At 72.0% G+C, this 24,378-nt stretch carries 23 protein-coding genes; 10 read left to right on the forward strand and 13 right to left on the reverse strand.

Features of this window, described 5'->3' with window-relative positions; translation table 11 throughout:
* The first annotated feature begins 79 nt into the window (after positions 1 to 79).
* Positions 80 to 451 carry an STAS domain-containing protein gene (locus QSK34_RS25430; protein ID WP_285587331.1) on the forward strand — a complete coding sequence of 124 codons (372 nt, stop codon included), beginning with the start codon at positions 80 to 82 and terminating at the stop codon, positions 449 to 451.
* A 15-nt stretch (positions 452 to 466) separates the two neighbouring features.
* Here QSK34_RS25430 and QSK34_RS25435 read toward each other — a convergent pair whose 3' ends face one another.
* The 5 genes from QSK34_RS25435 to QSK34_RS25455 form a co-directional block, all read right to left on the reverse strand.
* On the reverse strand, positions 467 to 889 hold the full coding sequence (locus tag QSK34_RS25435; RefSeq protein ID WP_285587332.1) for a hypothetical protein: 423 nt from the start codon (positions 887 to 889) through the stop codon (positions 467 to 469).
* Entirely contained in the window at positions 886 to 2,178 is a 1,293-nt protein-coding gene (locus QSK34_RS25440) for a molybdopterin-dependent oxidoreductase (RefSeq protein ID WP_285587334.1), read from the reverse strand. Before QSK34_RS25440 ends, QSK34_RS25435 begins: the two co-directional genes overlap by 4 nt.
* An 836-nt stretch (positions 2,179 to 3,014) precedes the next feature.
* A complete protein-coding gene (locus tag QSK34_RS25445; RefSeq protein WP_285587336.1) occupies positions 3,015 to 3,824 on the reverse strand; it encodes an amidohydrolase family protein in 810 nt (269 codons plus the stop codon).
* A 13-nt stretch (positions 3,825 to 3,837) separates the two neighbouring features.
* Entirely contained in the window at positions 3,838 to 4,950 is a 1,113-nt protein-coding gene (locus QSK34_RS25450) for an alpha/beta hydrolase (protein WP_285587338.1), read from the reverse strand.
* A gap of 32 nt (positions 4,951 to 4,982) precedes the next feature.
* Positions 4,983 to 6,485: an FAD-dependent monooxygenase gene (locus QSK34_RS25455; protein ID WP_285587340.1), complete on the reverse strand. Its 1,503-nt coding sequence runs from the start codon at positions 6,483 to 6,485 to the stop codon at positions 4,983 to 4,985.
* 117 nt (positions 6,486 to 6,602) lie between these two features.
* Here QSK34_RS25455 and QSK34_RS25460 point away from each other — a divergent pair, with 117 nt between their 5' ends.
* Positions 6,603 to 7,505 carry a LysR family transcriptional regulator gene (locus QSK34_RS25460; RefSeq protein ID WP_285587343.1) on the forward strand — a complete coding sequence of 301 codons (903 nt, stop codon included), beginning with the start codon at positions 6,603 to 6,605 and terminating at the stop codon, positions 7,503 to 7,505.
* Between the two features lie 4 nt (positions 7,506 to 7,509).
* Here the strand turns inward: QSK34_RS25460 and QSK34_RS25465 are convergent, their stop codons facing one another.
* Both QSK34_RS25465 and QSK34_RS25470 read right to left on the reverse strand, forming a co-directional pair.
* Entirely contained in the window at positions 7,510 to 7,674 is a 165-nt protein-coding gene (locus tag QSK34_RS25465; RefSeq protein WP_285587345.1) for a hypothetical protein, read from the reverse strand.
* Positions 7,671 to 8,291, reverse strand: a complete 621-nt coding sequence (locus tag QSK34_RS25470) for a TetR/AcrR family transcriptional regulator (protein ID WP_285587347.1) — start codon at positions 8,289 to 8,291, stop codon at positions 7,671 to 7,673. Before QSK34_RS25470 ends, QSK34_RS25465 begins: the two co-directional genes overlap by 4 nt.
* A 321-nt stretch (positions 8,292 to 8,612) precedes the next feature.
* Between QSK34_RS25470 and QSK34_RS25475 the strand changes: the two genes are divergently transcribed.
* Positions 8,613 to 9,053: a TIGR03618 family F420-dependent PPOX class oxidoreductase gene (locus QSK34_RS25475; protein ID WP_285587349.1), complete on the forward strand. Its 441-nt coding sequence runs from the start codon at positions 8,613 to 8,615 to the stop codon at positions 9,051 to 9,053.
* Here the strand turns inward: QSK34_RS25475 and QSK34_RS25480 are convergent.
* On the reverse strand, positions 9,038 to 9,439 hold the full coding sequence (locus tag QSK34_RS25480; protein ID WP_285587351.1) for a winged helix-turn-helix transcriptional regulator: 402 nt from the start codon (positions 9,437 to 9,439) through the stop codon (positions 9,038 to 9,040). The genes QSK34_RS25475 and QSK34_RS25480 overlap by 16 nt on opposite strands.
* A gap of 102 nt (positions 9,440 to 9,541) precedes the next feature.
* Here QSK34_RS25480 and QSK34_RS25485 point away from each other — a divergent pair, with 102 nt between their 5' ends.
* The gene (locus QSK34_RS25485; protein WP_285587353.1) at positions 9,542 to 10,297 is read left to right on the forward strand and encodes an SDR family oxidoreductase; all 756 of its coding nucleotides are present in this window, start codon (positions 9,542 to 9,544) and stop codon (positions 10,295 to 10,297) included.
* Positions 10,298 to 10,345: 48 nt separating this feature from the next.
* On the opposite strand, the gene QSK34_RS25490 is transcribed toward QSK34_RS25485, so the two are convergent.
* Entirely contained in the window at positions 10,346 to 10,885 is a 540-nt protein-coding gene (locus QSK34_RS25490) for a CGNR zinc finger domain-containing protein (RefSeq protein WP_285587355.1), read from the reverse strand.
* 46 nt (positions 10,886 to 10,931) lie between these two features.
* Between QSK34_RS25490 and QSK34_RS25495 the strand changes: the two genes are divergently transcribed.
* The 3 genes from QSK34_RS25495 to QSK34_RS25505 all read left to right on the forward strand — a co-directional run bounded on the left by QSK34_RS25495 (position 10,932) and on the right by QSK34_RS25505 (position 18,554).
* Complete coding sequence (locus QSK34_RS25495; RefSeq protein ID WP_285587357.1) at positions 10,932 to 12,629, forward strand: aminotransferase class I/II-fold pyridoxal phosphate-dependent enzyme; 1,698 nt, start codon at positions 10,932 to 10,934, stop codon at positions 12,627 to 12,629.
* A 91-nt stretch (positions 12,630 to 12,720) separates the two neighbouring features.
* On the forward strand, positions 12,721 to 13,860 hold the full coding sequence (locus QSK34_RS25500) for a HupE/UreJ family protein (protein WP_285587360.1): 1,140 nt from the start codon (positions 12,721 to 12,723) through the stop codon (positions 13,858 to 13,860).
* Between the two features lie 11 nt (positions 13,861 to 13,871).
* Positions 13,872 to 18,554 carry an outer membrane protein assembly factor BamB family protein gene (locus tag QSK34_RS25505; RefSeq protein ID WP_285587362.1) on the forward strand — a complete coding sequence of 1,561 codons (4,683 nt, stop codon included), beginning with the start codon at positions 13,872 to 13,874 and terminating at the stop codon, positions 18,552 to 18,554.
* A 6-nt stretch (positions 18,555 to 18,560) separates the two neighbouring features.
* Here QSK34_RS25505 and QSK34_RS25510 read toward each other — a convergent pair whose 3' ends face one another.
* Complete coding sequence (locus QSK34_RS25510; protein ID WP_285587364.1) at positions 18,561 to 19,265, reverse strand: haloacid dehalogenase type II; 705 nt, start codon at positions 19,263 to 19,265, stop codon at positions 18,561 to 18,563.
* A 16-nt stretch (positions 19,266 to 19,281) separates the two neighbouring features.
* Complete coding sequence (locus QSK34_RS25515) at positions 19,282 to 20,193, reverse strand: alpha/beta hydrolase (RefSeq protein WP_285587366.1); 912 nt, start codon at positions 20,191 to 20,193, stop codon at positions 19,282 to 19,284.
* Positions 20,194 to 20,300: 107 nt separating this feature from the next.
* Here QSK34_RS25515 and QSK34_RS25520 point away from each other — a divergent pair, with 107 nt between their 5' ends.
* On the forward strand, positions 20,301 to 21,353 hold the full coding sequence (locus tag QSK34_RS25520; RefSeq protein WP_285587369.1) for a helix-turn-helix domain-containing protein: 1,053 nt from the start codon (positions 20,301 to 20,303) through the stop codon (positions 21,351 to 21,353).
* Here the strand turns inward: QSK34_RS25520 and QSK34_RS25525 are convergent.
* Complete coding sequence (locus QSK34_RS25525) at positions 21,324 to 21,716, reverse strand: DUF6326 family protein (protein WP_285587371.1); 393 nt, start codon at positions 21,714 to 21,716, stop codon at positions 21,324 to 21,326. The genes QSK34_RS25520 and QSK34_RS25525 overlap by 30 nt on opposite strands.
* A gap of 144 nt (positions 21,717 to 21,860) precedes the next feature.
* Between QSK34_RS25525 and QSK34_RS25530 the strand changes: the two genes are divergently transcribed.
* On the forward strand, positions 21,861 to 23,003 hold the full coding sequence (locus QSK34_RS25530) for a sensor histidine kinase (protein ID WP_285587373.1): 1,143 nt from the start codon (positions 21,861 to 21,863) through the stop codon (positions 23,001 to 23,003).
* Entirely contained in the window at positions 23,000 to 23,662 is a 663-nt protein-coding gene (locus QSK34_RS25535; protein ID WP_285587375.1) for a response regulator, read from the forward strand. The genes QSK34_RS25530 and QSK34_RS25535 overlap by 4 nt, the downstream gene beginning before the upstream one ends.
* On the opposite strand, the gene QSK34_RS25540 is transcribed toward QSK34_RS25535, so the two are convergent.
* Positions 23,659 to 24,339: a MerR family transcriptional regulator gene (locus QSK34_RS25540; protein ID WP_285587377.1), complete on the reverse strand. Its 681-nt coding sequence runs from the start codon at positions 24,337 to 24,339 to the stop codon at positions 23,659 to 23,661. The two genes, QSK34_RS25535 and QSK34_RS25540, sit on opposite strands and share 4 nt — an antisense overlap.
* Between the last annotated feature and the right edge of the window lie 39 nt (positions 24,340 to 24,378).

Below are 24,378 nucleotides of genomic sequence, written 5' to 3' on the forward strand. Positions count from 1 at the left end.
CTCCCGCCGTTGGAGGCTCCATGCCCGCCCCTCTCCCGCGCAGCGGCGGCTCCTCCTCGAACGAAGGAGAAGGCCGCCGGTGGCGACTTCCGTGACGTTCACCGTGGATGAGCTGCCGGACTGTACCGTCGTCCATGCAGCCGGGGACATCGACGCCGGCAACCGCGATGAACTGGCCGAGGCGATCACCCGCGGCCGGCGGCGAGGTAAGCCGCTCATCCTGGACTTCAGCGCCGTGACCTTCCTGGACAGCAGTGGCCTGCACGTCCTGCTGAACGCCCACGCCCGTGCCGCGCGCGGTGAGCGTGACTTCCACCTGGCGGCACTCCATCCGCGTGTCGCCCGCCTTTTCCGGATCACCGGAGTTCTGCACCTCCTCCAGGTGCACGCCGGCGTCGAGCAGGCCCGTACGGCCGCGGTGACGAGTGGTCAGCACATGGTGGAGAGCTGAAGGGAAGCCCGTGGCTCATCGGCGCGACCGGCGGCGGAGGGCGTACACGATCGCCGATCCGGCGAAGAGGGCGCAGGAGATGAGCACCCACCGGAGGAGGTAGGGCTCGGTGCTCAGCCCGGTCGCCGCCCGGTAGTAGTACTCGGAGGAGCGCAGGATGAGCGGGAACCAGATGAGCAGGAGCAGCACCGACAGCGCGGCCGGCACCCGCACGTAGTTCACCGGCGGACGCCGTCGCAGTCCGCGCTGCAGCCTGGTGTCGGCCAGCGAGTAGAGCGGCAGGACGATGAAGTCGTGCAGGATCACGGCTCCGACGAACCACACCACGAACCCGAGCACGATGCCGGCGGAGATGATCCGGGTGAACACGTAAAGCGCCACCGCGTAGCAGACGATCAGCGCGGCCAGGTGCCAGGCGGGCGCGCCGTAGCGGTTCACGACGGCACCCGGAAGTCGAGCTCGCGGACCCATTTGGTGTTGTGCACGCCCGGCGCGTTCGGCACCATGATCCGGGCCGGGAAGCCGTGGTCCAGCGACAGGTCGGCGCCGTTGACCCGCAGGGCCAGCAGGGAACGGTGATCGGCGACCTGCCCGGCGCTCAGCGACACCTGGTTGAAGAACCCGGCCTGCTGCATGGAGCGGGCCTGAACGCCGCCGGGCTCCGTGACCCCGCACAACCGGGCCAGATCGGCCAGCCGCACGCCGGTCCACTCCTGTTCGGTCGACCACCCCTCCACGCAGGCGATCGGCAACCGGTAGGTGTGCAGCGGCAGGTCCAGCAGCTCCTGGCGTGTGAGCAGGACCTGGCGGGCTCCCAGCAGCGTCAACCGCCAGTCCGGGCCGGCCTGCGCGGCGGTGACGCCGACACTCGCCGCCGTCTTGTTCACCTGGAAGTCGTTGGGGCCGGGACCGTAGTCACGGCCGTGCGGGGCCAGCAGCGCCGTGGAGCGGATCGGGCCGTCCATGGTCTGTCCGACCGACAGGCCGAGCACGGTCAGCGACCCTCCGCCGACGAAGGCGAGCAGCCCGCGTCGCGACATCGACGCAGGCCCGGGCGCGGCGGCGACCAGGCCGTCGGGATCGGGCGGCTCCGGGCGCGTGTCACGCAGACCGGTACGCATCTCCCGGCGGAAGCCCCGCGACCGCAACGCGGTGACCAGCCGGGGAAGCTTGAGGGCGACGTGGACCACCAGCGCGGCCAGGAAGACCCAGGCGCCGTACAGATGCGCCGGATAGAACGAGAACGGGAAGACGTAGAAGAGCTGGATGTTGAGGATGCCGGTGACGAACTCGAACACCGCGCCGCCGACCAGCAGCACCAGGCTGACTCGCTCCAGCAGCTGGGCGGGGGAGCGGAACGGCGGCCACGCGAACAGCTTCGGGATCACCGACCACAACTTGGCCAGCAGAATCGGCACCAGGGTCAGCCCGAGGATGACATGCGTGCCCTGGGTGAGACGGTAGAGCCAGACCGGGCTGGTGGGCCAGTCGAACAGGTAGAACCCCAGCAGTCCCTTGCTCGGGGTCATGTCGTTGCCCGGCAGCCCGGGATTGTAGGCGGCGTACGACACCAGCCCGGTGAGGGCCACGATCGGCAGGCCCACCAGCAGCACCAGTCCGAACACGGAGGTCAGCCACGGCCCGCGCAGCGGGCTGCGCCAGAACTCGGGCCGGAACGGACCGGGCGGACGCCCCCGCCCGCTTAGCCATTCCCGTACGCCTGCCATCTGTGCCTTCCGGCGCGCGCGTGACGCGTCTGACACCGATCACCCCCGGTTTCCGTGCCCATACGGACGCTGTTCGCTGTTTGTCTTCACCGCGAACGCCGATCTCAAAGGCCGGTTGTCTCCGCATACGATGTCCCGCTGGCAAAGGTTTCGGGGAAAGCCTGGGTCGACCGGCGGTCCGGAACTTCTTGCGGTTGGAGCAGCCGATCGTTTCGTCGGCTTCCGGCCGGTCAGCGCACCCCACGTACGCGCAGCACGCCGAGTCCCCCAAGCAGGGTGAAGGCCGCACCGGTGGGAAACAGCAGGGCGTACGAGCCGGTCCCCACCACGATCGCTCCCGACATGGCGGGGTGAGGATCTGCGGGGCGATCGAGGCGATGTCGAGCACGCCGATGTCCTGGGCGTAGGAGCCGGATCGGGGCAGGACCTGGGTGATGAGCGCGGTGTCGACGGATTCGAAACAGCCGAAGGCCAGCGCGACGACGACGGTCATCACCAGGTAGCCCGCCAGGGTCGGCATGGCCGTCGCGGCGGCGCAGATGGCGCGGTCGGCCAGGCCGATGTGGTCGTCCAGCAGGTAGAGGCCATAACCCTGGATCACGAAGAAGCCGGTGTAGACGAGCATCCGGCTGCCCAGGACCCACCAGAAGTCGGGGTGTCGCCTGGGGGAGACGAGCCATGCCGCGCGGATGTCAGGTAGAGGATCGCGAGGGTGGTCGGCGATTGTGTCCAGCCCATCGCCCACAGGACCGGGGCGGCCAATACGCCGCCGCCCAGGATGCAGGGGGCGCGGCCGCCTCCCCGGGTGCGGGTCCGGTCGAACATTGGCCGGTGGATCAGCGCGGCCAGTCGATCCAGTCGGCCAGGCCCCCGCCCATGACCAGTTCGAGGTCGTGCCCTCTGAGCCAGGGCAGCTCCTCGGTGAACATGCGCACGCACTGTGCCCAGGTACAGCGCAGGCGGGTGATGTCGGTGCCCCAGAACATCCGGTGCGCGCCGTAGGCGTCGTACACCCGTCTCAGCAGTTCGTGCGTGCCGGCGAACGGGTAGTCGTCGGTGGCGAGGGCCGGCACGGCGGTCGCCTTGACGGCGATGTTGGGCCGGCGGGCGAGCGTGAGCAGGGCGTCGATGCGCGCGGACGCGTCCTGCTGGGTGTCGAAGGGGCTGATGGCCAGGTGGTCCATCAGCACTCGCATGCGCGGGTGGCGGGCGGCGATGTCGCCGATCAGGGGCAGGTGTTCGGGCAGGACCATGAGGCCGACGGGCATGTCGCGCTGGTGGGCGGCGTCCCACAACCAGTCGAGTGCGCCGGAGGCCAGGCGGTCGCCGATGCCCGGCTCCATCAGCACGAAGCGCAGGCCCAGCATCCCCGGCTTGGCGAGCCAGGTGTCGACGAGCGACTCGTCCGCTGACGCGTCGAGCGGAAACCAGCCCAGGGTGGCGAACCGGTCCGGGTGGCGCACGGCCGCCTCGACGGCGTAGTCGTTGGCCGCGGCGTCCCAGATGGCGGGGCAGTTGACGGCGCGGTCGACGCCTGCCTCGTCCATGTCCCGCAGGGCGGTTTCGACGGTGTAGGGCGCCCGCCAGTGGTGGGATGGCGCCCAGCCGCCGGCCCAGAGGTGGATCTGCGCGTCGATGATCCGCATGGGGTGCTTCCTTTCAGTGCAGGCGGGTGGTCAGCCAGTCGGCGATCAGGACGTCGCGGTCGTGCCGGTGGTTGTAGACGCAGTGCTGGCCGTCGGAGAAGACCACCATCTGCTTGTCGTCGGTGGGCGCCTGGTCCAACAGCATGTGCGCCAGGTCCGTCGACACCATCGGGTCGTGGCCGCCCTGCACGATCAGCAGCGGGTAGCCGGCGTTGGGGCCGTCGGCGGCCGGGGTGACGCTCGCCCAGGCCTTCATCGCCAGGCCGGCGTCGTCGGTGCCGCAGAAGGCGACCATCTTGGAGTAGAAGGTGCCGACGCTGGGCGGCACCATCCAGGGGGCGATGACGCCGCCGTTGTCGCAGCAGGCCCTGATCCGGGGATCGTCCACGGCCATGGCCATGGCGAAGCTGCCGCCCATGCTGTTGCCGACAACCCCGATCGGGCGGCCCGGCGCGCGCTCGTCGAGGAAGTCGACGGCACGGCTGTAGGCGTGCCGCCACGACGGCGACAGGTAGTGCCGGTGCCGGAACCGTGTCTCTCCCTGCCCCGGCCCGTCGAGCATCAGCGCGTCGACGCCCCGCCCGGCCAGTTCCCGCCCGATGCTGTCGAAGTCCATGGCCCAGCCCTCGACGCCACCGATCACGATGGCCGCGGGAGCCGCGGGCCGGCCTGAGGGGATGAGCCAGCCCGCCAGTCGTCCCGTGTCGGTGTCGATGGAGACGGGCTCGCGGTCGGCGCGCAGTTCGGCGGCCCGTGCGTACAGCGCGGCGGCCTCGGCGAAGATGTCCCGGCGTTCGTCGGTGTCGGTCAGCATCATCATCTGGCCCATGCGCAGCAGGGCCGAGGCCCGCCGCAGGTAGGCCACGCGGGTCAGGACGCCGGCGATCGCCGGAGCCTCCTCGACCCGGCGCAGGCACTCATGGGCGAGCGAGGTGGCGGCCGACCGCCAGTCCTGCCCGTCCAGGACGCGTGCGCGCATCTCGACGGCGTCGGCGTGGTCCAGGCCGTACCCGATCATCCGTTCCGGCGAGAACTGGCGCAGCCCGGCCCGCGACTCGGCGGGCAGACTCTCCACGAGGTCGTCGGTCTCGGCGCGGTGGCCGACGAACTGGCGAGTCACGATCATCTGGGCTCCTGTGGACGGAGAGGGCGCAGCGGTCATCGGGGCGCGGGCAGCATTGCCTGGGCGCCGTCGCGCAGGACGGCGTTCCAGTCGCGGTGGGCGATGGAGGCGATGTGGCCGTCGGGGCGGACCAGGATCTGAGCCGATCCCCGGATGCCGTAACCGCGGGTGAGTGCGGGGGTGGGTGAGGGGATCGCCACGGTCACCAGCGGTGCTCCGGCGTCGGGCCAGTCGATCTTCCTCAGGCCCTCGACGGCGGCGGCGCCCAGCGCGATCAGGGTGAAGTGGGGTCCCCGGAACACGTCGAAGAGCCGTCCAGCCCGGCCGTGAACATCGGTATAGGGGGCGTCGGCAGCGCGGTCGCCGACGGCACCGCCACTCTTCGCGGAGCCGCCGCCCTGGGCGGGGGCCAGCGGACCGCCGCGATAGGTGAGCGTGAGTTGCCGCTCCTCGTCGCCGCGCCTGGTGGCGGCGAGCGGCCGGCTGCTCATGCCCGCGTAGATCTCACTGGACAGTCCGAGCACCCGGGCGGCGACCGGCTGCCGTTCGGCCTCGTAGGTGTCGAGCAGCGCCTCGGGTGCTCCGGCCAGCACCTGGCCCAGCTTCCAGCCGAGGTTGTAGGCGTCCTGGACTCCGGTGTTGAGGCCCTGCGCGCCCGTGGGCGGGTGGACGTGGGCGGCGTCGCCCGCCACGAAGACGTGGCCCGACCGGTAACGCTCGGCCAGCCGGGTGTTGGGCCGCCACACCGACGCCCAGTGGACCTCCCGCACCCGGACCCCGGCCGCGAAGGTCCGCACGCTCCGGTCCACCGCCTCGCGGTCCAGGTCGGCGTCCTCGCCGGGACGGAGTTTGAGCATGAGCTGGAAGGTGTCTCCGCCGGGCAGCGGGCACAGGGCCATGAACCGGCCCTTCCCGCGTGGCCAGACGTGCCAGCGGTCACGGGACAGCCCGCTGACCGTCACGTCGGCGACGATCATCCGGTCGGATTCGTCCGTCGTCCCGGCGAAGCCGATTCCCGCGCCGGCCCGCACGGTGCTCCCGCCGCCGTCGGCGCCGACCAGGAACCGGGAGCGGACGCGTTCGGTGCCGCGTGGTCCTTCCACCGTGGCGGTGACGCCATCGGCGTCCTGCTCGAAGGAGACCAACCGGGTGCCGTCCTCCACGGTGCCGCCGAGCTCCCCGAGGCGCTGCCGGAGGATCGCGTCGGTCGCGTACTGCGGCACCAGCAGGGTGTTGGGATGTGGCACGTCTTCCGTCGGCCGGTGGCGCCGGTACATCACCCACGGGAGGGTCAGCGGTCCGGCGTGCAGGCCGAGCGGCGGGTAGGTCGTGGCGCGGGCCCGAAGGCCGGGCAGGACACCCAGGTCGTCGAAGACCTCCAGGCTTCTGGGCTGCACTCCCTTGGCGCGTGAACCCTCGAAGCCGTGCTCGGCCGCGTTGACGACGCGGTGGCGGACGCCGCGCCGCCGCAGGTCGCAGGCCAAGGTCAGGCCGGTCGGCCCGGCGCCCACCACCAGGACCTGCACGCGGTCGGTCATCTTCGCCACCCCATTTTCGGATACACTGTAGCTATAACATGGTCGGCACTCCCGCCGGCGACGTCCAATACCACTTGTGACTAGCCCCTATAGGTGCGGCCTATGGAGGGAGGCGCTATGCGGCTTCGCCAGATCGAATACTTCGTGGCCATCTGCCGGCACGGCTCCTTCAGCGCGGCGGCCGCCGCGCTCCTGGTCGCCCAGCCGTCCCTGTCCCAGCAGATCAAGGCGCTCGAACGAGAACTGAGCGCCGAACTCCTCGAACGCGGACGGCAGGGCGTCGCCCTCACCACCGCCGGGCGGGTGTTCCTGCCCAAGGCACAGGAGGTCCTCAGGGCGGTCGAATCGGCCCGCAAGTCGGTGGACGACCTGGTCAACGGCGAGCAGGGGGATCTGCACCTGCTGACCGTCCGGTCGGTGGCGTCCGGGGTGCTGCCCCCGGCCATGGCGCGCTGGCACGACCGGCATCCCGCGACGGTCCTGCACCTGCACGACTACTCCCACCGCAAGGACCTGGAGGCGGCGATGCGCGCGGGCGACGGCGATCTGGCGATCGGTCCCCGGCCCGCCGGCTGGGAGGGCGAGGTGACGTCGCTCGGCTTCGAGGGCATGGTGGTCGCCGGGCGCGGCCCGTACTCCACCGAGCGGGTGACGGCGGCCGAACTGGCCGCCGCGAAGTGGGTGCACTACGAACCCGAGCAGGGCATGGCGGAGATCCTCGACTGGACCGCCCGCTCGTTGTCCTTCACCCCGCGCGTGGTCGCCCGCGTGGGGCAGGTGGCCGCGGCGCTGCGGCTGGCCGTCGAGGGCGTGGGACTCGTGGTCATCCCCGCCAACGCCGTGCCGCACGGGTGGAGCCATCACGTACGGGTGGTCGACCCGCCGCTGTTCCGGGAGCTGACCGCCTACAGCCGGGGCCGCATGGTCCACCTGACCCGCCGCTTCGCCGAACTGCTGACCTCGGTGCGGTTGCCGCTGGCCGGCGCCCCGGAGTTGCCGCCGGACGCGCTGATCCGCTGACGGATCACCCCTGGCCGCGATGCGCCGACAGGGGATCCAGGCCGAAGTCGCCGACGGGATCGCGCCACACCGAGTGGGCGTCGGTGCCGGTGCCGGCGCGCATCGCCCGGGAGGTGCTGACCCGGCTGAGCCACCATGACGAGCGGGCGAGGCTGCCATGAGAGGTCACCGGCCTTGCAGGAGCCGCTCCAGCCCGCCGATGACCAGGTCGAGACCGAACTGGAACTCCGCGTCAAGCGTGATGGTGGTGAGCGCCTCGGCCGCCTGAAGGGTCGCCGGGTACCTCGCGGGGTCGAGACGCCGGTAGAACTCCAGCAACCGCCGGCTGTCTTCGGGCCCCGGCGATGTCGGACCGAGCTGCTGGACGGCGAAACCGACCACATAGTGGCCGACGGCGCCGAAGGCACGAGCGGCCAGGCCGACGGGGAAACCGCGCGCGAGAAGGAGACTCAGCACGCGTTCACGGTGAACCAGCGCGTTGGGTCCGACCGGCACCTGGGCGATCAGCAGCGGCAGCACCTGAGGATGGCGGCGCAGCGTCTCGTACAGGGCTCTCGCCATGGCGGTCAGCGCCTCCTGCCACCCCGGGGCGTCCTCCAGGCCGGTGGTCTCCACCTCGCCGAGAACCCGGTCGACGACATGGACCATGAGCTCGTCCTTGCCCGCGAAGTGCCGGTAGAGCGTCGCGGTCCCCGACCCCAGGGCGGTGGCGAGCATCCGCAGTGAGAACGCCTCGGCACCCACCTCGTCCACAAGCCGCAGCGCGACCGCGACGACGCGGTTCACATCCACAGGTGGACGCCCCCGCCGGGGGGCCGCCGGGGCTCCGCGAGCGGGGCCGTCCGATGACCCGGACAGGGCAGGGTTCATGGCGCCTCCTTTCAGAGTCACCGTATCCATAAATGGAGGGCTCTCTTTGGGCATGTGGGCGCCTGATCTCCATTGATCTCCGTCGCCCCGGCGGCCGGTGCCCAGGTTCTCCCGCGCCAGGGGGCTCCACCGAGAAACCGACCACGCGATGCCGGCTGGTCGGTTCGTTTTTCTGACCTTGCCTGCTAGGTTGGCCTCACATCCGTCTGTGCGATCAGGTGCGGCAGGAGCCTCAAGATGACCACGTTGCCCGATTTCGCGGATCTGGCCCGCCGGGAGCAGGGCCTTGGCGTGGTCTCGACGTTGCGCGCCGACCAGAGCATCCATTCTTCGGTGGTCAACGTCGCAGTGATGAGCCACCCGCTCACGGGTGCGGACGTCGTGGCGTTCGTGACGTACGGCAAGGTCAAGCTCGCCAACCTCAGGACGCGTCCGCGGCTCGCCGTGTCCGTGCGCTCCGGATGGCGATGGGCGACGCTGGAGGGGACGGCCGAGATCGTCGGCCCCGACGATCCACATCCGGCATTCGACGCCGACGGCACGCGCATGCTGCTTCGCGAGATCTACGTCGCGGCGGGCGGCACCCACGACGACTGGACCGAATACGACACCGTCATGGCCGCCGAGCGCCGTGCGGCCGTCCTGGTGCGGCCCGAACGCATCTACGGAAACACCTGAGCGCCACCGGCGGTGGGTGCCTGGACGTCGGCCTGAGCGTCCGCCTGGCAGGCGGGGGTCGCATGGCGCTCGCCCCACTCGCGCAGTGCGGCGAGGACGGGGAACAGGTCGCGGCCGGCGGCGGTGAGCAGGTACTCGTCCCGTGGCGGGCGGTCGCAGTACTGCCGGCGTTCGATGAGCCCGGCCTCTTCGAGCGTGCGTAGCCGCAGCGCGAGCGTCTCTCGCGGGGCGCCCGTGTTGACCCGGATGTCCTTGAACCGGTGGACGCCGAACCCCAGCTCCCGGACGACGAGCAGGCTCCAGCGCTCGCCGACGATCTCGAGCGCGTCGGCGATGGAGCAGACCCGGGGTGCGCCGAGATTGGTCGGTTCGTTTTTCTGACTCACGGTGCTAGTGTAACGCGCATCGGTCGGTTCGGAAATCGAACCGACCATGCGTGGCCGATGCCCCGCACCCGAACCCCCAGCCAGCAAGGAGCTGTAACAGCCATGGCTTCCATCCTGATCACCGGCGCTTCCAAGGGCCTCGGCCGCGCCACCGCCGTCGAGCTGGCCAAGCGCGGCCACCGCGTGGTCGCCACCGCGCGGGACCCGCGCACCCTGGACGGTCTGGACGTCGACCGGCGGCTGCGCCTGGACGTGACCGACCAGGCCGGCGTCGACACCGCCGTCGAGCAGGCCGGTGAGATCGACATCCTCATCTCCAACGCCGGCGTCATCTTCGCCGCGTCGGTCGAGGCCAGCCCGGCCGCCGAGATCGAACGCCTCTACGCCCAGAACACCGTCGGGGCGATCCGCGTCACCCAGGCACTCCTGCCTCAGATGCGCCGGCGCCGGAAGGGCCGGCTGCTGTTCGTCTCCAGCGTCGCCGGTCGGACCGTACTGCCGGGCAACGCCGCCTACGCGGCCACGAAATGGGCCCTGGAGTGCTTCGCCGAAACCCTGGCCGTCGAGCTCGGCGGCTTCGGCGTCGACGTCGGCATCGCCGAACCGGGCCCGATCAGCTCCGGCGCCCTGGACGACATGCTCACCTACACCCTCCCCGGCGACCCGTACGCGGCCCTGTTCGCAGGAGGCGGCATCCCCGCCGAGATGATGATCAGCCCCGAGCAGGCCGCCACGAGTCTCGCGGACCTCGCGGAGCAGCCCGCCATTCCGCTGCGTGTGCCGCTCGGACCCGTGGCCGAACACGTCATCGCCGCCCGCGACAGCGCCCCCTACGACCGGCCCTTCCTTCCCGCCTGAAGGACGCGACGCCACCAGGTCGCTTCGGCGCGTCTGACAACGTGGGGGTCACTTCTCGCTGTGTCGCCGGCGGTACGCCCTGACCTTGGCGCGGTTGCCGCATTCGGACATGCCGCACCACTGCCGGTTCTCGGCCCGCGAGGTGTCGACGTACAGGCGGGTGCACTCGGTGTTGGCGCAGCGCTTGACACGCGCCGGGGCGGCGAGCAGGTCGAGCAGGTCGGCGGCGAGGGTGGCCAGCAGTTCGCCGGTGCTGCCCGACCGGCGTGTGCTCCCGTCGGGCAGCAGGGTGGGGACGAGCCCCGGGCGGCTGGCGTGGTCGTTCAGGAGGGTCACGTCGCCCTGCTCGGGGCGACGGTCGTCGAGGCGGGCCGAGGCGGTGCGGTAGACGGCCTCGCGCAGGTCGATCGCGGCGCGGAGGTCGGACTCGCCGAACGCGGGCGCGGCGTCGAGCAGCCCGGCGGCCTCCACCCATGCGGACAGGTCGGCGGGGGAGAGCAGCTGCTCCTCCGGAGCGTCGCTGCGCCGCCACTTGCGGGTGCCGGCGAAATCGAGGGAGCGGCGGCCGCTCACGAACACGAACCCCATGTAACCATCTTGACAGGTTACGGAACCGGCGTGCAATGGTGTAACCATGCAAGACGGTTACATGGCGATCACCGGTGACGACTTCCTCTTCTTCGCCGAACGCGCGGTCGGCGGGATGAGCACGATCCTCGGCGAGCTCGGCGACGAACTGGCCAACACCCGGCCCGCCCTGCCCGGCGCCAACACCCCGTTCGCGCTGCTCACGCACTGTCTCGGCGTGATGGAGTACTGGGGCGGCCACCTCGTGGCCGGACGGCCCGTGCGGCGCGACCGGCAGGCCGAGTTCCACGCGTCCGGGCCGGTCGCGCCCCTGCGGGCCAGGGCCGAACGTGCGCTGGAGACGCTCCGCGCCGACGTCCGGGACTCCCGGCCGGGGGCGCCCCTGCACGACGAACCCGACCCCGAGGCGCTCGGCCCGCGCCGGGAGCTCACCCGCGACTCCGCGCTCCAGCACCTCTACGAGGAGCTGGCCCAGCACCACGGCCAGATGGAGATCATGCGCGACTGCCTGCTCGCGGCGCGCCGCCCGGTCGATCCGGTCGACGCGCCGATGGCCTGGTTGCGGGCGAAACAGGGGGTCAAGTGGCACCGTCCCGGGCCCGCGCTGCTGCCCGCCTGGGTGGCCGACATGGACTTCCCCCTCGCGCCGGTGATCGCCGAGGCCGTCGGCGCCGCCCTCGGCCGGGGCGATCTCGGTTACCCCGACTGGGACGGCCACCCGCTGGCCGGCGCGTTCGCCGACCGCATGCGCCGACGTCACGGCTGGCAGCCGGACCCCGCTCACGTCCGGGGCATCACCGACCTCATCCAGGGGCTCCAGCTGACCCTGACGCTGCTCACCGAACCCGGTGACGGCGTGGTGGCGTTCACGCCGAACTACCCGCCGTTCCTGCGCACCCTGGAGACGATGCGCCGTCCCCTGGTCGCCGCGCCCCTGGAGCCCGCTGAGGGTTGGACCTGGGACCACGACCTGCTGGAGCAGCGGGTACGCACCGGGAACGCCAGGGTCCTGCTGCTGGTCAACCCCCACAACCCCACCGGCAAGGTCTTCACCGCCGACGAGCTGCGGCGCGTCGCCGACCTGGCCGAACGTCACGACCTCATCGTGATCAGCGACGAGATCCACGCCGACCTCGTCCACGCCCCGCACCGCCACCTCCCCTTCGCCGCCCTCGACGCGGGCACGGCCGCCCGCACCGTGACCGTGACGTCGGCGTCCAAGGCGTTCAACATCGCGGGCCTGCGCACCGCGCTCGCCCACGTCGGCCCGGCCGTGCTGCGTGCCGCCTGGGACGCGCAGCCGCCCGACCTCTACGGCGCCGTCAACGTGCTCGGCGTGGAGGCCACCCGCGCGGCCTGGGCGCACGGCGACGCGTGGCTGGCCGCCGTCACCGCCCACCTGACCCGGCAGCGCGACCACCTCGCCCGGCGGATCGCCGTCATGCCGAGTGTCGGCCTGCTCACCCCCGAGGCCGGCTATCTGGCCTGGCTCGACTGCCGCGCCGCCGGGCTCGGCGAGGAGGCCGCCGACTGGTTCCGCCGGAACGCGGGCGTCGAGCTCAGCGCCGGAAGCGAGTTCGGCTCCGGCGTGGTGGGCTCCGTCGCGGAGTCGCGGGCCCGGTTGAACTTCGCCACCACCCGCGAGGTCCTCGACCTGATCCTCGACCGGATGGAGGACGCCTTGACCCGGGCCGAGAAAACCGGATTCCGACCCCCAGAAGCCCATCTTTCGGCCAGCGGGTGACCGCCAGCGGAAGGGTCGGTGAATTGGCGCGGCGCGTGTTGCCGGGCGTGGAACGACCGCTCCAAGGTTGGGAAACGACCGCCATCCCCCCATGACGGAAGTGCTCCCCGTGCGCCTGCCCGCCCTTCTCGCCGCCCTCGTCGTCACGTTCCTCGCCGCGGCTCCGGCGCAGGCGCACGTCCGCGCCACCTCGGTCGCGGTCGACCTGCGCGGGCAGGGCGACGACGTCACGGCCGTCGTCGACGTCGACTACGACGTCCTGGGCCGGCTGCTGAGCCTCGACGGGGTCGTGAGCCCGGACGCCGACGGCCGCGTCGAGGAGGTGCCCGCCGGGGTGCGGCGGCGTTCGCTCGACGCCCATGCAGGCGAGGTGGCCGCCTACGTCGGCGCGGGGCTGCGGCTCAGCCGCAGTTCGATCAGGTGCGACGCCCGGGACGGCGGACGCGTCGAGCTCACCGACTCCGCCGCGGTCCGGGTCGCGCTCGCCTACACGTGCGCGGCGTCCGGCGCGCTCACCGTGCGCAGTGACGTTTTCAACGCCACCGAGGGGCTCGTCGACGACGTGCGCACGACGGTCGCCTACGACGTCGACGGGCTGCGCGGTTCGGCCCTGCTCGACGCCGCCCGCACGAGCGTCACGGTCGGGCACACCGACCTGCTCGGCGAGATCCCGGGGTTCGTCCTGCTCGGCGCGGAGCACCTGCTCTTCGGGCTCGACCACGTGTTGTTCCTGCTGGCCCTGCTGCTGGGCGCCCGACGGCTGCGCGACGTCGTCGAGGTCGCCACGGCGTTCACGGTCGCCCACTCGGTGACCCTCGTGCTGGCCGCCGTCGGCTGGGTCAGCGTGCCCGGGTGGATCGTCGAACCGCTCATCGCGTTGTCGATCGCCTTCGTCGCCCTCGACAACCTGCTCTCGCCCCGCACGGGCCACCGCCTCCCCGTCGTCTTCGCCTTCGGGCTGCTGCACGGGCTCGGCTTCGCGGGCGCGCTCGGCGTGGACGGGGCGGCGTCGGTCTCCACGCTGGTCAATCTGGTCTCCTTCAACGTCGGCATCGAGCTCGCCCAGCTCGTGATCATCGCCGTCGCCTTCCCGGCGTTGTCGTTCCTGCGCCGCGCCGCGACCGGGCCGGTCGCCGCCCGCGCTCTCATGCTCGGCACCGTCGGGGCGGCCGTGGCCGTCGCGGGTGCCGGTCTCGTCTGGTTCGTCGAGCGTTCCCCGCTCCTCACCTGAAGGATCCTGAATTGTCCGCGTTAACCGGGGCACGCGCGCGCATGCGCGTCGTCCTGTACACCGTCACGCTGGGGCTCGCCGTCAGCGTCGTGGCGGGTCCGCTCACCACATATGCCGCCAACGCCATCGACCCGCCGGAGGCGGTCGTCCGGGGTGTCGTGTACGTCGACGCCAACGGCGACGGCCGCCGCGACGCCGGCGAGGCCGGGCTGGCCCGCGTGCGGGTCTCCGACGGCACGGTCTCCACCACGACCGCCGTCGACGGCTCCTACTCGCTGACCATCTCCACCGACCGCCGCAAGACCGACATCGTGTGGGCCACCCAGCCGCGCGGCTACCGGTTCGGCCTCGACCAGTACAAGGAGCCGAGGTTCTGGGCGAACCTCGGCGAGCTCGCCGACGACGCCACGCCGACCGCCGACTTCGCGCTCACGCGCGACGAGCTCTCCGACGGCGACACCTTCTCCTGGGCCAACATCGCCGACCCGCACGTCAACGCGCAGCTGCCCGACCAGATCCGCGAGATCAACTCCACCGGCACCGACCTGCGCTTCATCGCGGTCAGCGGCGACCTCACCAACGACGCCAGCCAGGGGCAGTTCGACACCTACCGCCGGGGTACCCAGCAGTCGGCCGTCGGCGTGTGGCCGGCCGTCGGCAACCACGAGTACGCCTCCGGTTCGGCGTACGCGGACCGGATCGACAACTACCGCAGGAACGTCGGTCCGGAGTGGTACTCGTTCACCTACGGCAACCGGCACTTCGTCGTGCTGGAGAACAACGGTTCGGCGCCGTTCGAGGAGGAGCTGAACTGGCTCAAGGACGACCTCGCCGCCAACGTGCACGACGGCGTCGAGGTGGTCGTGTTGACCCACCAGCCGATGAACGTGCCGTTCGGCTCGCCGTCGACCTACGACGCCTTCGGCGACGTGCTGGAGCAGTACAAGGCGCAGCTCATCCTGGTCGGCCACGAACACTCCAACCACGTCGAGAACACGTCGGCGTTCGCCTCGACCGCCAAGCACATCCAGACGGTGTCGAGCTCGTACACGATCGACAACGCGCCCCGCGGCTTCCGCTACATCCACATGGCCGGCCCGGGCTTCGAGAACCCCTTCCGCATGTACGGGGAGAACGAGCGCATCACGATCGTCAACCCCGCCCCCGGGTCGAGGGTCCCGGCCGCCGGGATGCCCGACGTGCAGATCAACGCCTACGACACCGGCGACGAGGTCGTCTCGGCGCGCTTCCAGATCGCGGGCGACAAGAACTGGCGCCCGCTCTACCGCAGCGGCGAGTTCACCTGGCACGGCAACCTGCCCAACAGCCGGCAGACGCCCGGCCCGCACCGCATCGACGTGCAGGTCACCGACGCCACGGGCAAGGTATGGACGAAGTCGGCCGACTTCACCCTCACCGACGAGCCCGAGCTCAAGACCGTCGCCGGTGACGACTGGACCCAGCACCACGGCGACCAGGGCCACACCGGCGTCGCCCCGGCGCAGGAACCGGGCCGCCGCCTGGCCTGGAGCTTCCGCACCGAGGGCACCTTCCTGACCGGCTCGCCGGTCATCCACGACGGCGTCGTGTACGCCGGCACCCGCGACGAGAACGGCGACGGCAACAGCCGCATCCACGCCATCCGGCTCAGGAACGGCCGCGAGTTGTGGAACGTCGAGGTGCCCCAGTCGATCCACGGCAGCCTCGCCTTCGGCGACGGCCTGGTCTTCGCGCCGACCCTCGGCTCGGAGCTGTACGCCGTCGACGCCGAGACCGGCGAGCTGCGCTGGAAGGCCGTGCCCGAGCAGGCCCCGGCCCCGAACAACCAGCGCACCTACGGCTACTACTCGCCGGCCGTGTCCGGCCACACGGTGCTCTGGCCCTACCAGACCCGCTTCGGCATCGGCAGCCAGGGCGTGCTGAAGGCGCTCGACACCCGTACCGGAAAGCAGATCTGGGCCTCACCGATGTCCGGCGCGACCATGAGCGACGGCACGCCCGCCGTCATGGACGGCACCGTGTTCGTCGGCAACGAGACCGCCGACCGCGTGCTCGCCTACGACCTCGCCACCGGCGCCCGCAAGTGGACCGGCGCCGAGGCGCTCGGCAGCTGGCAGGACGGCGTGCCGACCGCGGCCGAGGGCAAGGTGTTCATCGGCGCCAACAACGGCATGGTCGCGCGCGACGCCAAGACCGGCACGACGCTCTGGACCTACCAGAGCCCGCGCTCCTCCCTCGTCTCCAGCGGCTCCACCCCGAGCGCCGCGGCCGTGAAGGACGGCGTCGTCTACATGGGCTTCCCGAGCGGCGCGGTCGTCGCCCTCGACGCCCAGACCGGCAACGTCTTCTGGGAGCGGGTGCTGCCCGGCGACATCTACCACGGCGGCGTCATGTCCAGCCCGGTCGTCGCCGGTGACACCCTGTTCGTCGGCGCGAACAACGGCCGGTTCTACGCCCTGGCCACCGACACCGGCCAGATCCTGTGGAACCACGAGATCGGCACCTGGGTCGGCGCCGGCCCGGCCGTCAGCGGCAACACGGTCGTCGCGGGCGCCTGGGACGGCAACCTGTACGCCTACGTGCCGGGCGGCGAGTCCGCGCCGCGCTGGGCGACGGTGACCGGCACGGTGACCGACGAGGAGACCGGCGACCCGATCCCCGGCGCGAAGGTCACCGCCGTCGCCGCCGGTCAGGACACCGCCGTGACCAGCACCGACGCCAAGGGCCGCTACACGCTGGGCCTGGCGGCGGCGACCTGGAACGTCACCGCGGCCAAGCGCGGCCTCATCGCCGACGACCGCTCGGCCGTCAGCGTCACCGTCGGCACGACCGGTGAGCAGAAGGCCGACCTGAAGCTGATCAAGGTCACCCACCCGGTGGCCGGCCGGTCCACCTACCCGCCCGACTACGGCAACGGCAGCACCCGCACCGACTTCGTCGCGGGCAAGGAGTACTACTACCTGGCCAACGACAGGATCCGGGCGTCGATCACGCCGTACACCGCCGCCAACAACGGCGCGGGCGGCCTGGGCCAGGGCCACCTGTCGGACCTCATGCTCAACGACGCCAACGGCGCCGAGACCCTCGACTGGGGCGAGATGCTGCTGCGCCCGAGCCTCACCCCGCCCGACTCGTGGGACCGGCCGAACGACCTGATCGACCTGCCCGACCTCAAGGTCGACGGCGCGGCCGTGGTCGGCGACGGCCAGTACAGGGCCAACCCGGCGATCAAGGCCCAGGTCCGGTACGAGACCCTGCCGGACGCCCCGATCGTGAAGATGACGGTCAAGCTGACCAACACCGGCACGACCGGCTACCAGGGCTACTTCAACTACATGATCGACCCCGACAGCTCGGTCGACAACGGCCGCATCCCCGGCTTCGCCGGCACCAACCCCGGCCTGAAGACCACGGGCTGGACCGGCAGGTACGTCTACGTCGGCGCCGACGCGGCCACCACGAACGGCCAGGCGGCGCACGGTCTGGCGTGGGCGCTCGACACCCCGGCCGCCGTCGGCGCGTACGGCTACGTCGAGGGCCTCTACTACGACGCCACGCTGGCCCCCGGCGCGACGAGGCAGTTCAGCTTCTACCACCTGACCGACTACGCGACCAGCGGCGGCGACCCCGCCCGGAACATCGCGAAGTGGGCCGGCGAGATCGACCTGCACGACGACACGGTCCCGGACGCCGCCCGCGCGGCCGGCACGGTGACCTCGGGCGGCGACCCCGTCCCGGGCGCCCGCGTCACCCTGGAGAAGGCCGGCGCGGTGGTCGCCACCACCGCCACCGACGCCCAGGGCAGGTACCTCGTGGACGCCCCCGCCGGTCCGTACGACGTCCGGGTCGCCAAGCTCGGCTACCAGACCGCCGCCGCCACGGTCACCGTGCCGGCGGAGGGCAACGGCGTCGCCGACGTCACGCTGAGCCCGGTCACGGTCGAGGCCGGCTACGGCAAGCAGATCGGCTCCGGCCTGGTCGAGGCGGGCGCCGGCGACGTCGTGATCGAGAACGACAAGCTCTCGGTCGCCATCGCCGACGCCTACAACGACGCGCAGCTCTCCGGCGGCACGCGTGGCAAGCCGGTCGACATCGCCGTGCGCGGCATGGCCGACCAGTTCGACTGGATCAACCTGCCCTACGTCTCGGCGACCCAGCCGACCGGCGGCAGCGCGTGGGACATCCGGACGGTGGCGGCCACCGACGTCAAGATCGTCCAGGCGACCGGCGACAAGGCCGTCGTCCGGGTGTCCGGCCCGGTCACCGGCTTCGCGGGGCTGACGGCGACGACGACGTACACGCTGAAGCCGGGCGACGACTTCGCCACGGTCGCGACGGAGCTGACCAACTCCGGCGCGGCCCCGCTCAACGTGTGGACCGGCGACGCCATGGACCACGACGCGGCCGGCCAGGCCGGCGTCATCCCGGGCGCCGGCGTCGTGCCGCCGGGCACGGCGACGGTCTACACCCCGACCAGGCCGTACATCGGCATGACCGGCACCGACCCGCAGGTCTTCGGCCTCGTCTACGGCACCCCGGCGTCGGCCTTCGACGTCTTCGCCGCGGGCAACTGGGTGATGAGCCGGTTCAACGTCGAGGTTCCCGCGGGCGGGTCGTACACCCTCACCCGCAAGCTCGTCGTCACGCCGGGCACCGACGCGGTGGGCATCCTCGACGGGGTCGCCGCGCCGTAGTCCGGTTCACGAGGGCCGGTCCGGAATCCGTCCGGGCCGGCCCTCGATGATCTGCCCGGCCAGGGAGGGCAGGTCCGGCGCCACGAAGTCGGGCCGGGGCAGCGCGGCCACCGGCAGCGGCGCGTTGCCCCGCCGGGTGACCAGCCCCGCCGAGAAGCCGGCGCTCTGCGCGCCCACGCTGTCCCAGACGTGACAGGTGACCATGAGACACGCCGACGGCGGCACGCCGAGACCGTCGCTCACCAGGCGGTAGACCTGCGGGGCTGGCTTGTACGCGCGGGCGGCCTCGACCGTGAACCTCCGCTCGAAGTAGGACGCCAGCCCCGCGTTCTCCAGCGGGCTCGGCGCGCCGGGACCGGCCGGCGAGTTGGTCAGCGTGACCAGCCGGAAGCCCGCCTCCAGCAGCCTGGTCAGGCCGGGCTCGACGTCCGGGTGGGCGGGCATGGTCCGCATCGCCGCCTTGACGTCGGCGACGTCGTCCGGGGTGATCTCGACGCCGTGGACGTCGGCCAGCATCCCGAGCACCCCCTGGCCGAGGGTGAAGAAGTCCGTCCACCGGCCGGACAACGTGGCCGTCATCGAGTACGTGATCAGCTGCCCGAACCATTCGCGCACGACCCGGGCGTCGCCGAAGATCCGCTCGAAGAGCGGGTTCATCGACTCGATGTCGATCAGGGTCTCGTTGACGTCGAACACCAGCACACGGTTCATGCCCGGGACCTCCCCGCTAACCGGGCGGGCCAGACGTCTCCAGGGCCCGGCGCAGGGCGGCGGCGAGTTCGGCGTTCTGCCGCTGGGACACCTGGGCCGACAGGATCGCCTGCGACCCGTGGAAGGTGCCCGGCCACTGGTGCAGCTCGACCGAGACGCCCGACTGGAGGAGGCGCACCGCGTAGGCGATGCCCTCGTCCCGCAGCGGGTCGAACTCGGCGGTGGCGATGTAGGCGGGCGGCAGGTTCGACAGGTCGGTGGCACGGGCCGGGGCGGCGTACGGGGTGGCGGGGGTGGCGCCGAGGTTGGCTCCCCAGATGACGGCGAGGTTCTCGGCGTCCAGCCGCGGGGTGCGCGTGAAGGCGCGCGCCGACCACGTGTGCCGCCGGTCGTCGAGCATGGGCTGGTTGAGCAGCTGGCAGCGGATCGGCGGTCCGTCCTCGTCGCGGGCCCGCAGCGTCATGGCCGCCGCGAGGCCGCCGCCGGCGCTCATGCCGCCGACCGCGATCCTCCCCGGGTCGACGCCGAGTTCGTCGGCGCTGTCGGCGAGCCAGCACAGCACGGCGTAGGCGTCGTCGAGGGCGGCGGGGAACACGTGCTCGGGCGCGAGGCGGAAGCCGACCGAGACCACCATCGCGCCGGACGCCTCGGCGAGCCGCGCCGCCGAGGGGTGCTCGGTGTCGAGGTCGCCCACGATGCCGCCGCCGCCGTGCAACCAGACGATCGCGCCGCGCGCCTCCTGCGGCCGGTAGATCCGCACCGGCACGTCCGGGACGGCGGCCACCAGCCGATCGGTCACCCGCATCGCCGAGGTGTCGGGGGCGGGCAGGGAGGCGACCAGCCGGGCGGTCGTCGCACGTTCGGCGACCGGGTCGGCGTAGTCCGGGCGGGGGATCAGCGGGACGAACGGTTCGAGTTCGGGATCCATGGCGGCCATCCTCCCGGCCGCCGCTCCCGGGATCATCCGCCGTCCGTCGGGTCTCCGCGCCCGGATGAGCGCCGTCCTGCGGGCCGGGGCCGACCTATCCTCCTGTCATGGAGGCACTCGCCGTACGGCTGTCGCAGCTCGATTCGCAGGCCGAGGGGGCCATTCGGGTCGTCATGTTCTACGACACCCTGATGCGCCGGCGGGTGGACCTCCCGGCCCTGGCCCGCGCCTCGGCGGGCCTGGCCGAGTGCGTGGCCGGAATCCGGCTCCACGAGGCCGGCCAGGTGATCCGGTTCGCCCCCGACGGCGGCCGGGCGACCGCCCCGGCCCCTCCCGCGTCCACGGTCACGCCGATCTCGCTGGACGACGAGGAGATCGGCGAGGTGTGGCTGGAACGCCCCGGGCCTCCCGGTCCCCTCGACGAGCTCCTGCTCGACCGGCTCGCCATCGCCGCCGCGTCGGTCGTGGAACGCTACGGCCCGGCCCGCACCACCATGGCCGATCCCGCCCTCGTCGAACTCGTGATCAGCCAGGACGCCGAGGAGGCGGCCCGGGCCCGGGCGCTCCGCCTGCTGGGCTTCGCCCCCGGTTCGCCGGTCGCCGTGGCGGCGGTCGTCTCACCGGTTCCGCTCGACCGGGTCGCACGTCTCGTCTGCGCGGCGGGCCTGGTGAAGGCGGCGGCGCTCGGGGACGTGGGCGTGCTCCTGGCCGCCTCTGTCGACGTGGCCCGGTTCCCGGCCGGTTCGCGCGCGGGCGCCGGCCGATCCTGGCGGGAGGCCCGCACCGCCCTGCGCTTCACCACGACGGAGGAACCCGTCATCCGGTACGACGACCTCGGCGCGCTGGCGTTGCTGGCCGAGATACCACCGGAGACCGCCCGCGCCAACGCCGACGTGGCCGCACTCGCCCTGGTGGACCCCGACGACCTGAAGACACTGGACGCCTACTGCGCCACCGGCTCCCTGCGCGGGGCCGCCGACGTCCTCCACCTGCACCACAGCAGCGTCGCCCGCCGTCTTGCCCAGCTCGGCGGGGTGCTCGGCGTCGACCTGACCGAACCGGGGGGACGGACCAGGGTCAAGATCGCGCTGACGATGCGGCGGTTGCTCGACGACGAGCGCGGGCGAGCCTCACCCCGCGGGTCGGGTCACGGCCGGTGAGGTCTCCATGCGCCAGGCCAGCCGCACGATGACGGCCAGGCACACCAGTTCGACGGCGGCCAGAACCAGGTAGTGCGGCTTCACCGACCCGCCGCCGATGACGAACGCCGCCGTGAGCGGGGCCGCCACCAAGGTGACCCGCCGCATCACCGCCGGTTTCAGCACCCGCGACGACACCACCATCACGATCGGGATCTCGACCATCACCGCCGATCCCACCAGCAGCGCCGAGGTGACGGGAACGCCGCCGGCATGCCCCGCCATGAGCCCCCGCAGGAACTCGGCGTCCAGGAAACTGAGCACATCCGCGTAGAGCATGGTGAACAGGACGACGATCCACAGGGTGGAGAGTCTCGCTCGCATGTCGCCTTCGATGCCTTGCCGGTTACCGGTCATGGGGACAGGCTGGCGCGACGAGCAGACCCGTCGCGACGGCCGAAGGTCGGCGTCATGGGACCTACTTTGGTCGGATTCCGCCGGATCGAGGGCCGCCGTACCCTGTTGATCGTGACGACCCCAGGACGCACCAGGCGCGACCGGGCGGCCGACGCGGCGTTGTTCCTGCTGGCCATCGCCCTGACAACGCTTGGCGTGATCGACAATCTCGACCAGCGGCCCGCGCCGGTGCCGTTCACGGTCGATGCCGTCCTCGGCGCGACGAGCTGTCTCGGGGTGTGGCTGCGCCGGCGGCGGCCGGTCGGGTTCGCGGTGGTCACGGTGGCGTTGAGCGTCTATTCGATGTCGGCCGCCGGGGTCGCGCTGATCGCGTTGTGCACCGCCGCGGCCCACCGACGACCGAAAGTGGTCGGCCCGATCGTGGCCGGGGCGTTGCTGGTGCCGTTCCTGACGCCGTTGGTGCGGCCCGACGTCCAGGCGCCGCCCTGGTGGCAGGTTCTGCTCGGCTTCGCCTGCGTGGCCGCGGTCCTCGCCTGGGGCATGTTCATCAGGGCCAGGCGAGAGTCCCTGCGCGAACGGGCCCGGCGGGTCGAATCGGAGCGGGAACTGCATCTCGCCCAGGTCCGCCAGGCCGAACGCGACCAGATCGCCCGCGAGATGCACGACGTCCTCGCCCACCGGCTGTCCCTGCTCAGCCTCCACGCGGGGGCGCTGGAGCTCCGCCCCGACGCCGCGCCCGAGGAGGTCGCCCTGGCCGCCGGGGTGATCCGCGACGGCGCGCACCGGGCGCTGGAGGAGTTGCGCGAGGTCATCGGCATGCTCCGGGCCGGCCTCGACCGGTCCGGGGAGGGGCCGGAGCAGCCCCAGCCCACCCTTGCCGACCTCTCCGACCTGGTCGACCAGTCACGGCGCGCGGGCATGCGGGTGCTGCTCGACTGCCAGGTGGGGGAACCGGCCGCCGCGCCTGCGGCGATCGGGAGGGGCGCGTACCGGATCGTGCAGGAAGGGCTCACCAACGCACGCAAGCACGGCCGCGACGGCGAGGTGTCGGTGGCCGTCGGCGGGGCGGCGGGGGAGGGGCTGACGGTAGAGGTGCGCAACCCGGCCGGAGCCGCGGGGGCCGGGATCCCGGGCGGCGGTAGCGGGCTGATCGGCCTCGCCGAGCGGGCCGGTCTGGCCGGTGGACGGCTGGAGTACGGCCCGACCGCCACAGGTGAGTTCCGGCTGCGGGCGTGGTTGCCGTGGCCGAGGTGAACACCCCGATCCGGGTTCTCATCGTCGATGACGACCCGCTGGTCAGGGCGGGGCTGAAAATGATCATCGCGGCCGCACCCGAGCTGAGCGTGGTGGGCGAGGCGGCCTCCGGGGCCGAGGTGCCCGCCGCCGTGGACGAATGCGCCCCCGACGTCGTGCTGATGGACATCCGCATGCCCGTGCTCGACGGGCTGGCCGCCACCGAGCTGCTGCGGGCCCGGCCCGATCCGCCCGAGGTCGTCGTGCTGACGACCTTCGACGCCGACGAGTACGTGCTGCGTGCCCTGCGCGCCGGAGCGGGCGGGTTCCTGCTCAAGCACACGCCGCCCGCCGAGATCCTGCGTGCGATCGTCCGGGTGGCGGCGGGGGAGCCGATCCTGTCGCCGACGGTGACCCGTCAGCTGATCGCCCACGTCGCCGACTCCGGCGCGGCCGGCCGGCGGCAGCACGCCACGCGGGTGCTGAGCAGGCTCAGCGCACGGGAACGGGAGGTCGCCGTCGCGGTGGGCCGGGGCAGGTCCAACGCCGAGATCGGCGGCGAGTTGTTCATGAGCGTTGCGACCGTGAAGGCCCACATCTCACACATTCTCGACAAGCTCGACCTCAACAACCGCACCCAGATCGCCCTGCTGGCCCACGACGCGGGCCTGACCGGCTAAGACCCGATCGGGATGTCCAGCACCACCGCGTGGCCGCCTTCTTCGTCGAAAAGGTGCTCCTCCAGCGCGGGCCCGGCCACGTTCAGGCCGTGGCGGCCGATCCAGGTGAACAGGTCATGGCCCGCCCGCACCACGCCCTCGGGCGTGGGCAGCACCGCCCTGACCACCTCGCGGGCCGGAAGCACAAAAGGTTCGCCGCCCTCGTCGGCCACAGCCGCGGAGAAGGGGCCGCCGAGCCAGGTCAGCAGGGTTCCCGAACACTGTCCGGCCAGTTCGGAGGGGTGGGTGGCGGTCAGCCGGCGTATCTTCAGGCGGCGGGCCCCGGCGGTGGCGGTGCGCGGGACGACGGTCAGGGGTTCGGCGAGGTAGTGCTCCGCCTCGGCGGCCGTGGCCGTCAGGGCGGCGAGGTCGGCGCGGAGACGGGCGAGGGTCTCGGCGACGGCCCGGCGGGTCTCGCTCTCCGGGGCGTCGAGCAGGTCGGCGATGTCGCGCAGCGGCAGGCCCAGGCGTTGCAGGGCGCGGATGCGTTCGAGGCGGGACAGTTCGGCGACGCCGTACCAGCGGTAGCCGGTGAGGTGGTCGACGGCGGCGGGCCGCAGCAGACCGGTTCTGTCGTAGTGGCGCAGGGTGCGTTCCGACACCCCCGCCATGCGGGCCAGCCGTCCGATTCGCCACATGCTTGACCTTGTCCGTGCGTCAGGGTTCTACGGTCCCGG

The organism is Herbidospora sp. NBRC 101105 (genome assembly GCF_030269205.1).
GTDB classification, from domain to species: Bacteria; Actinomycetota; Actinomycetes; order Streptosporangiales; family Streptosporangiaceae; genus Herbidospora; species Herbidospora solisilvae.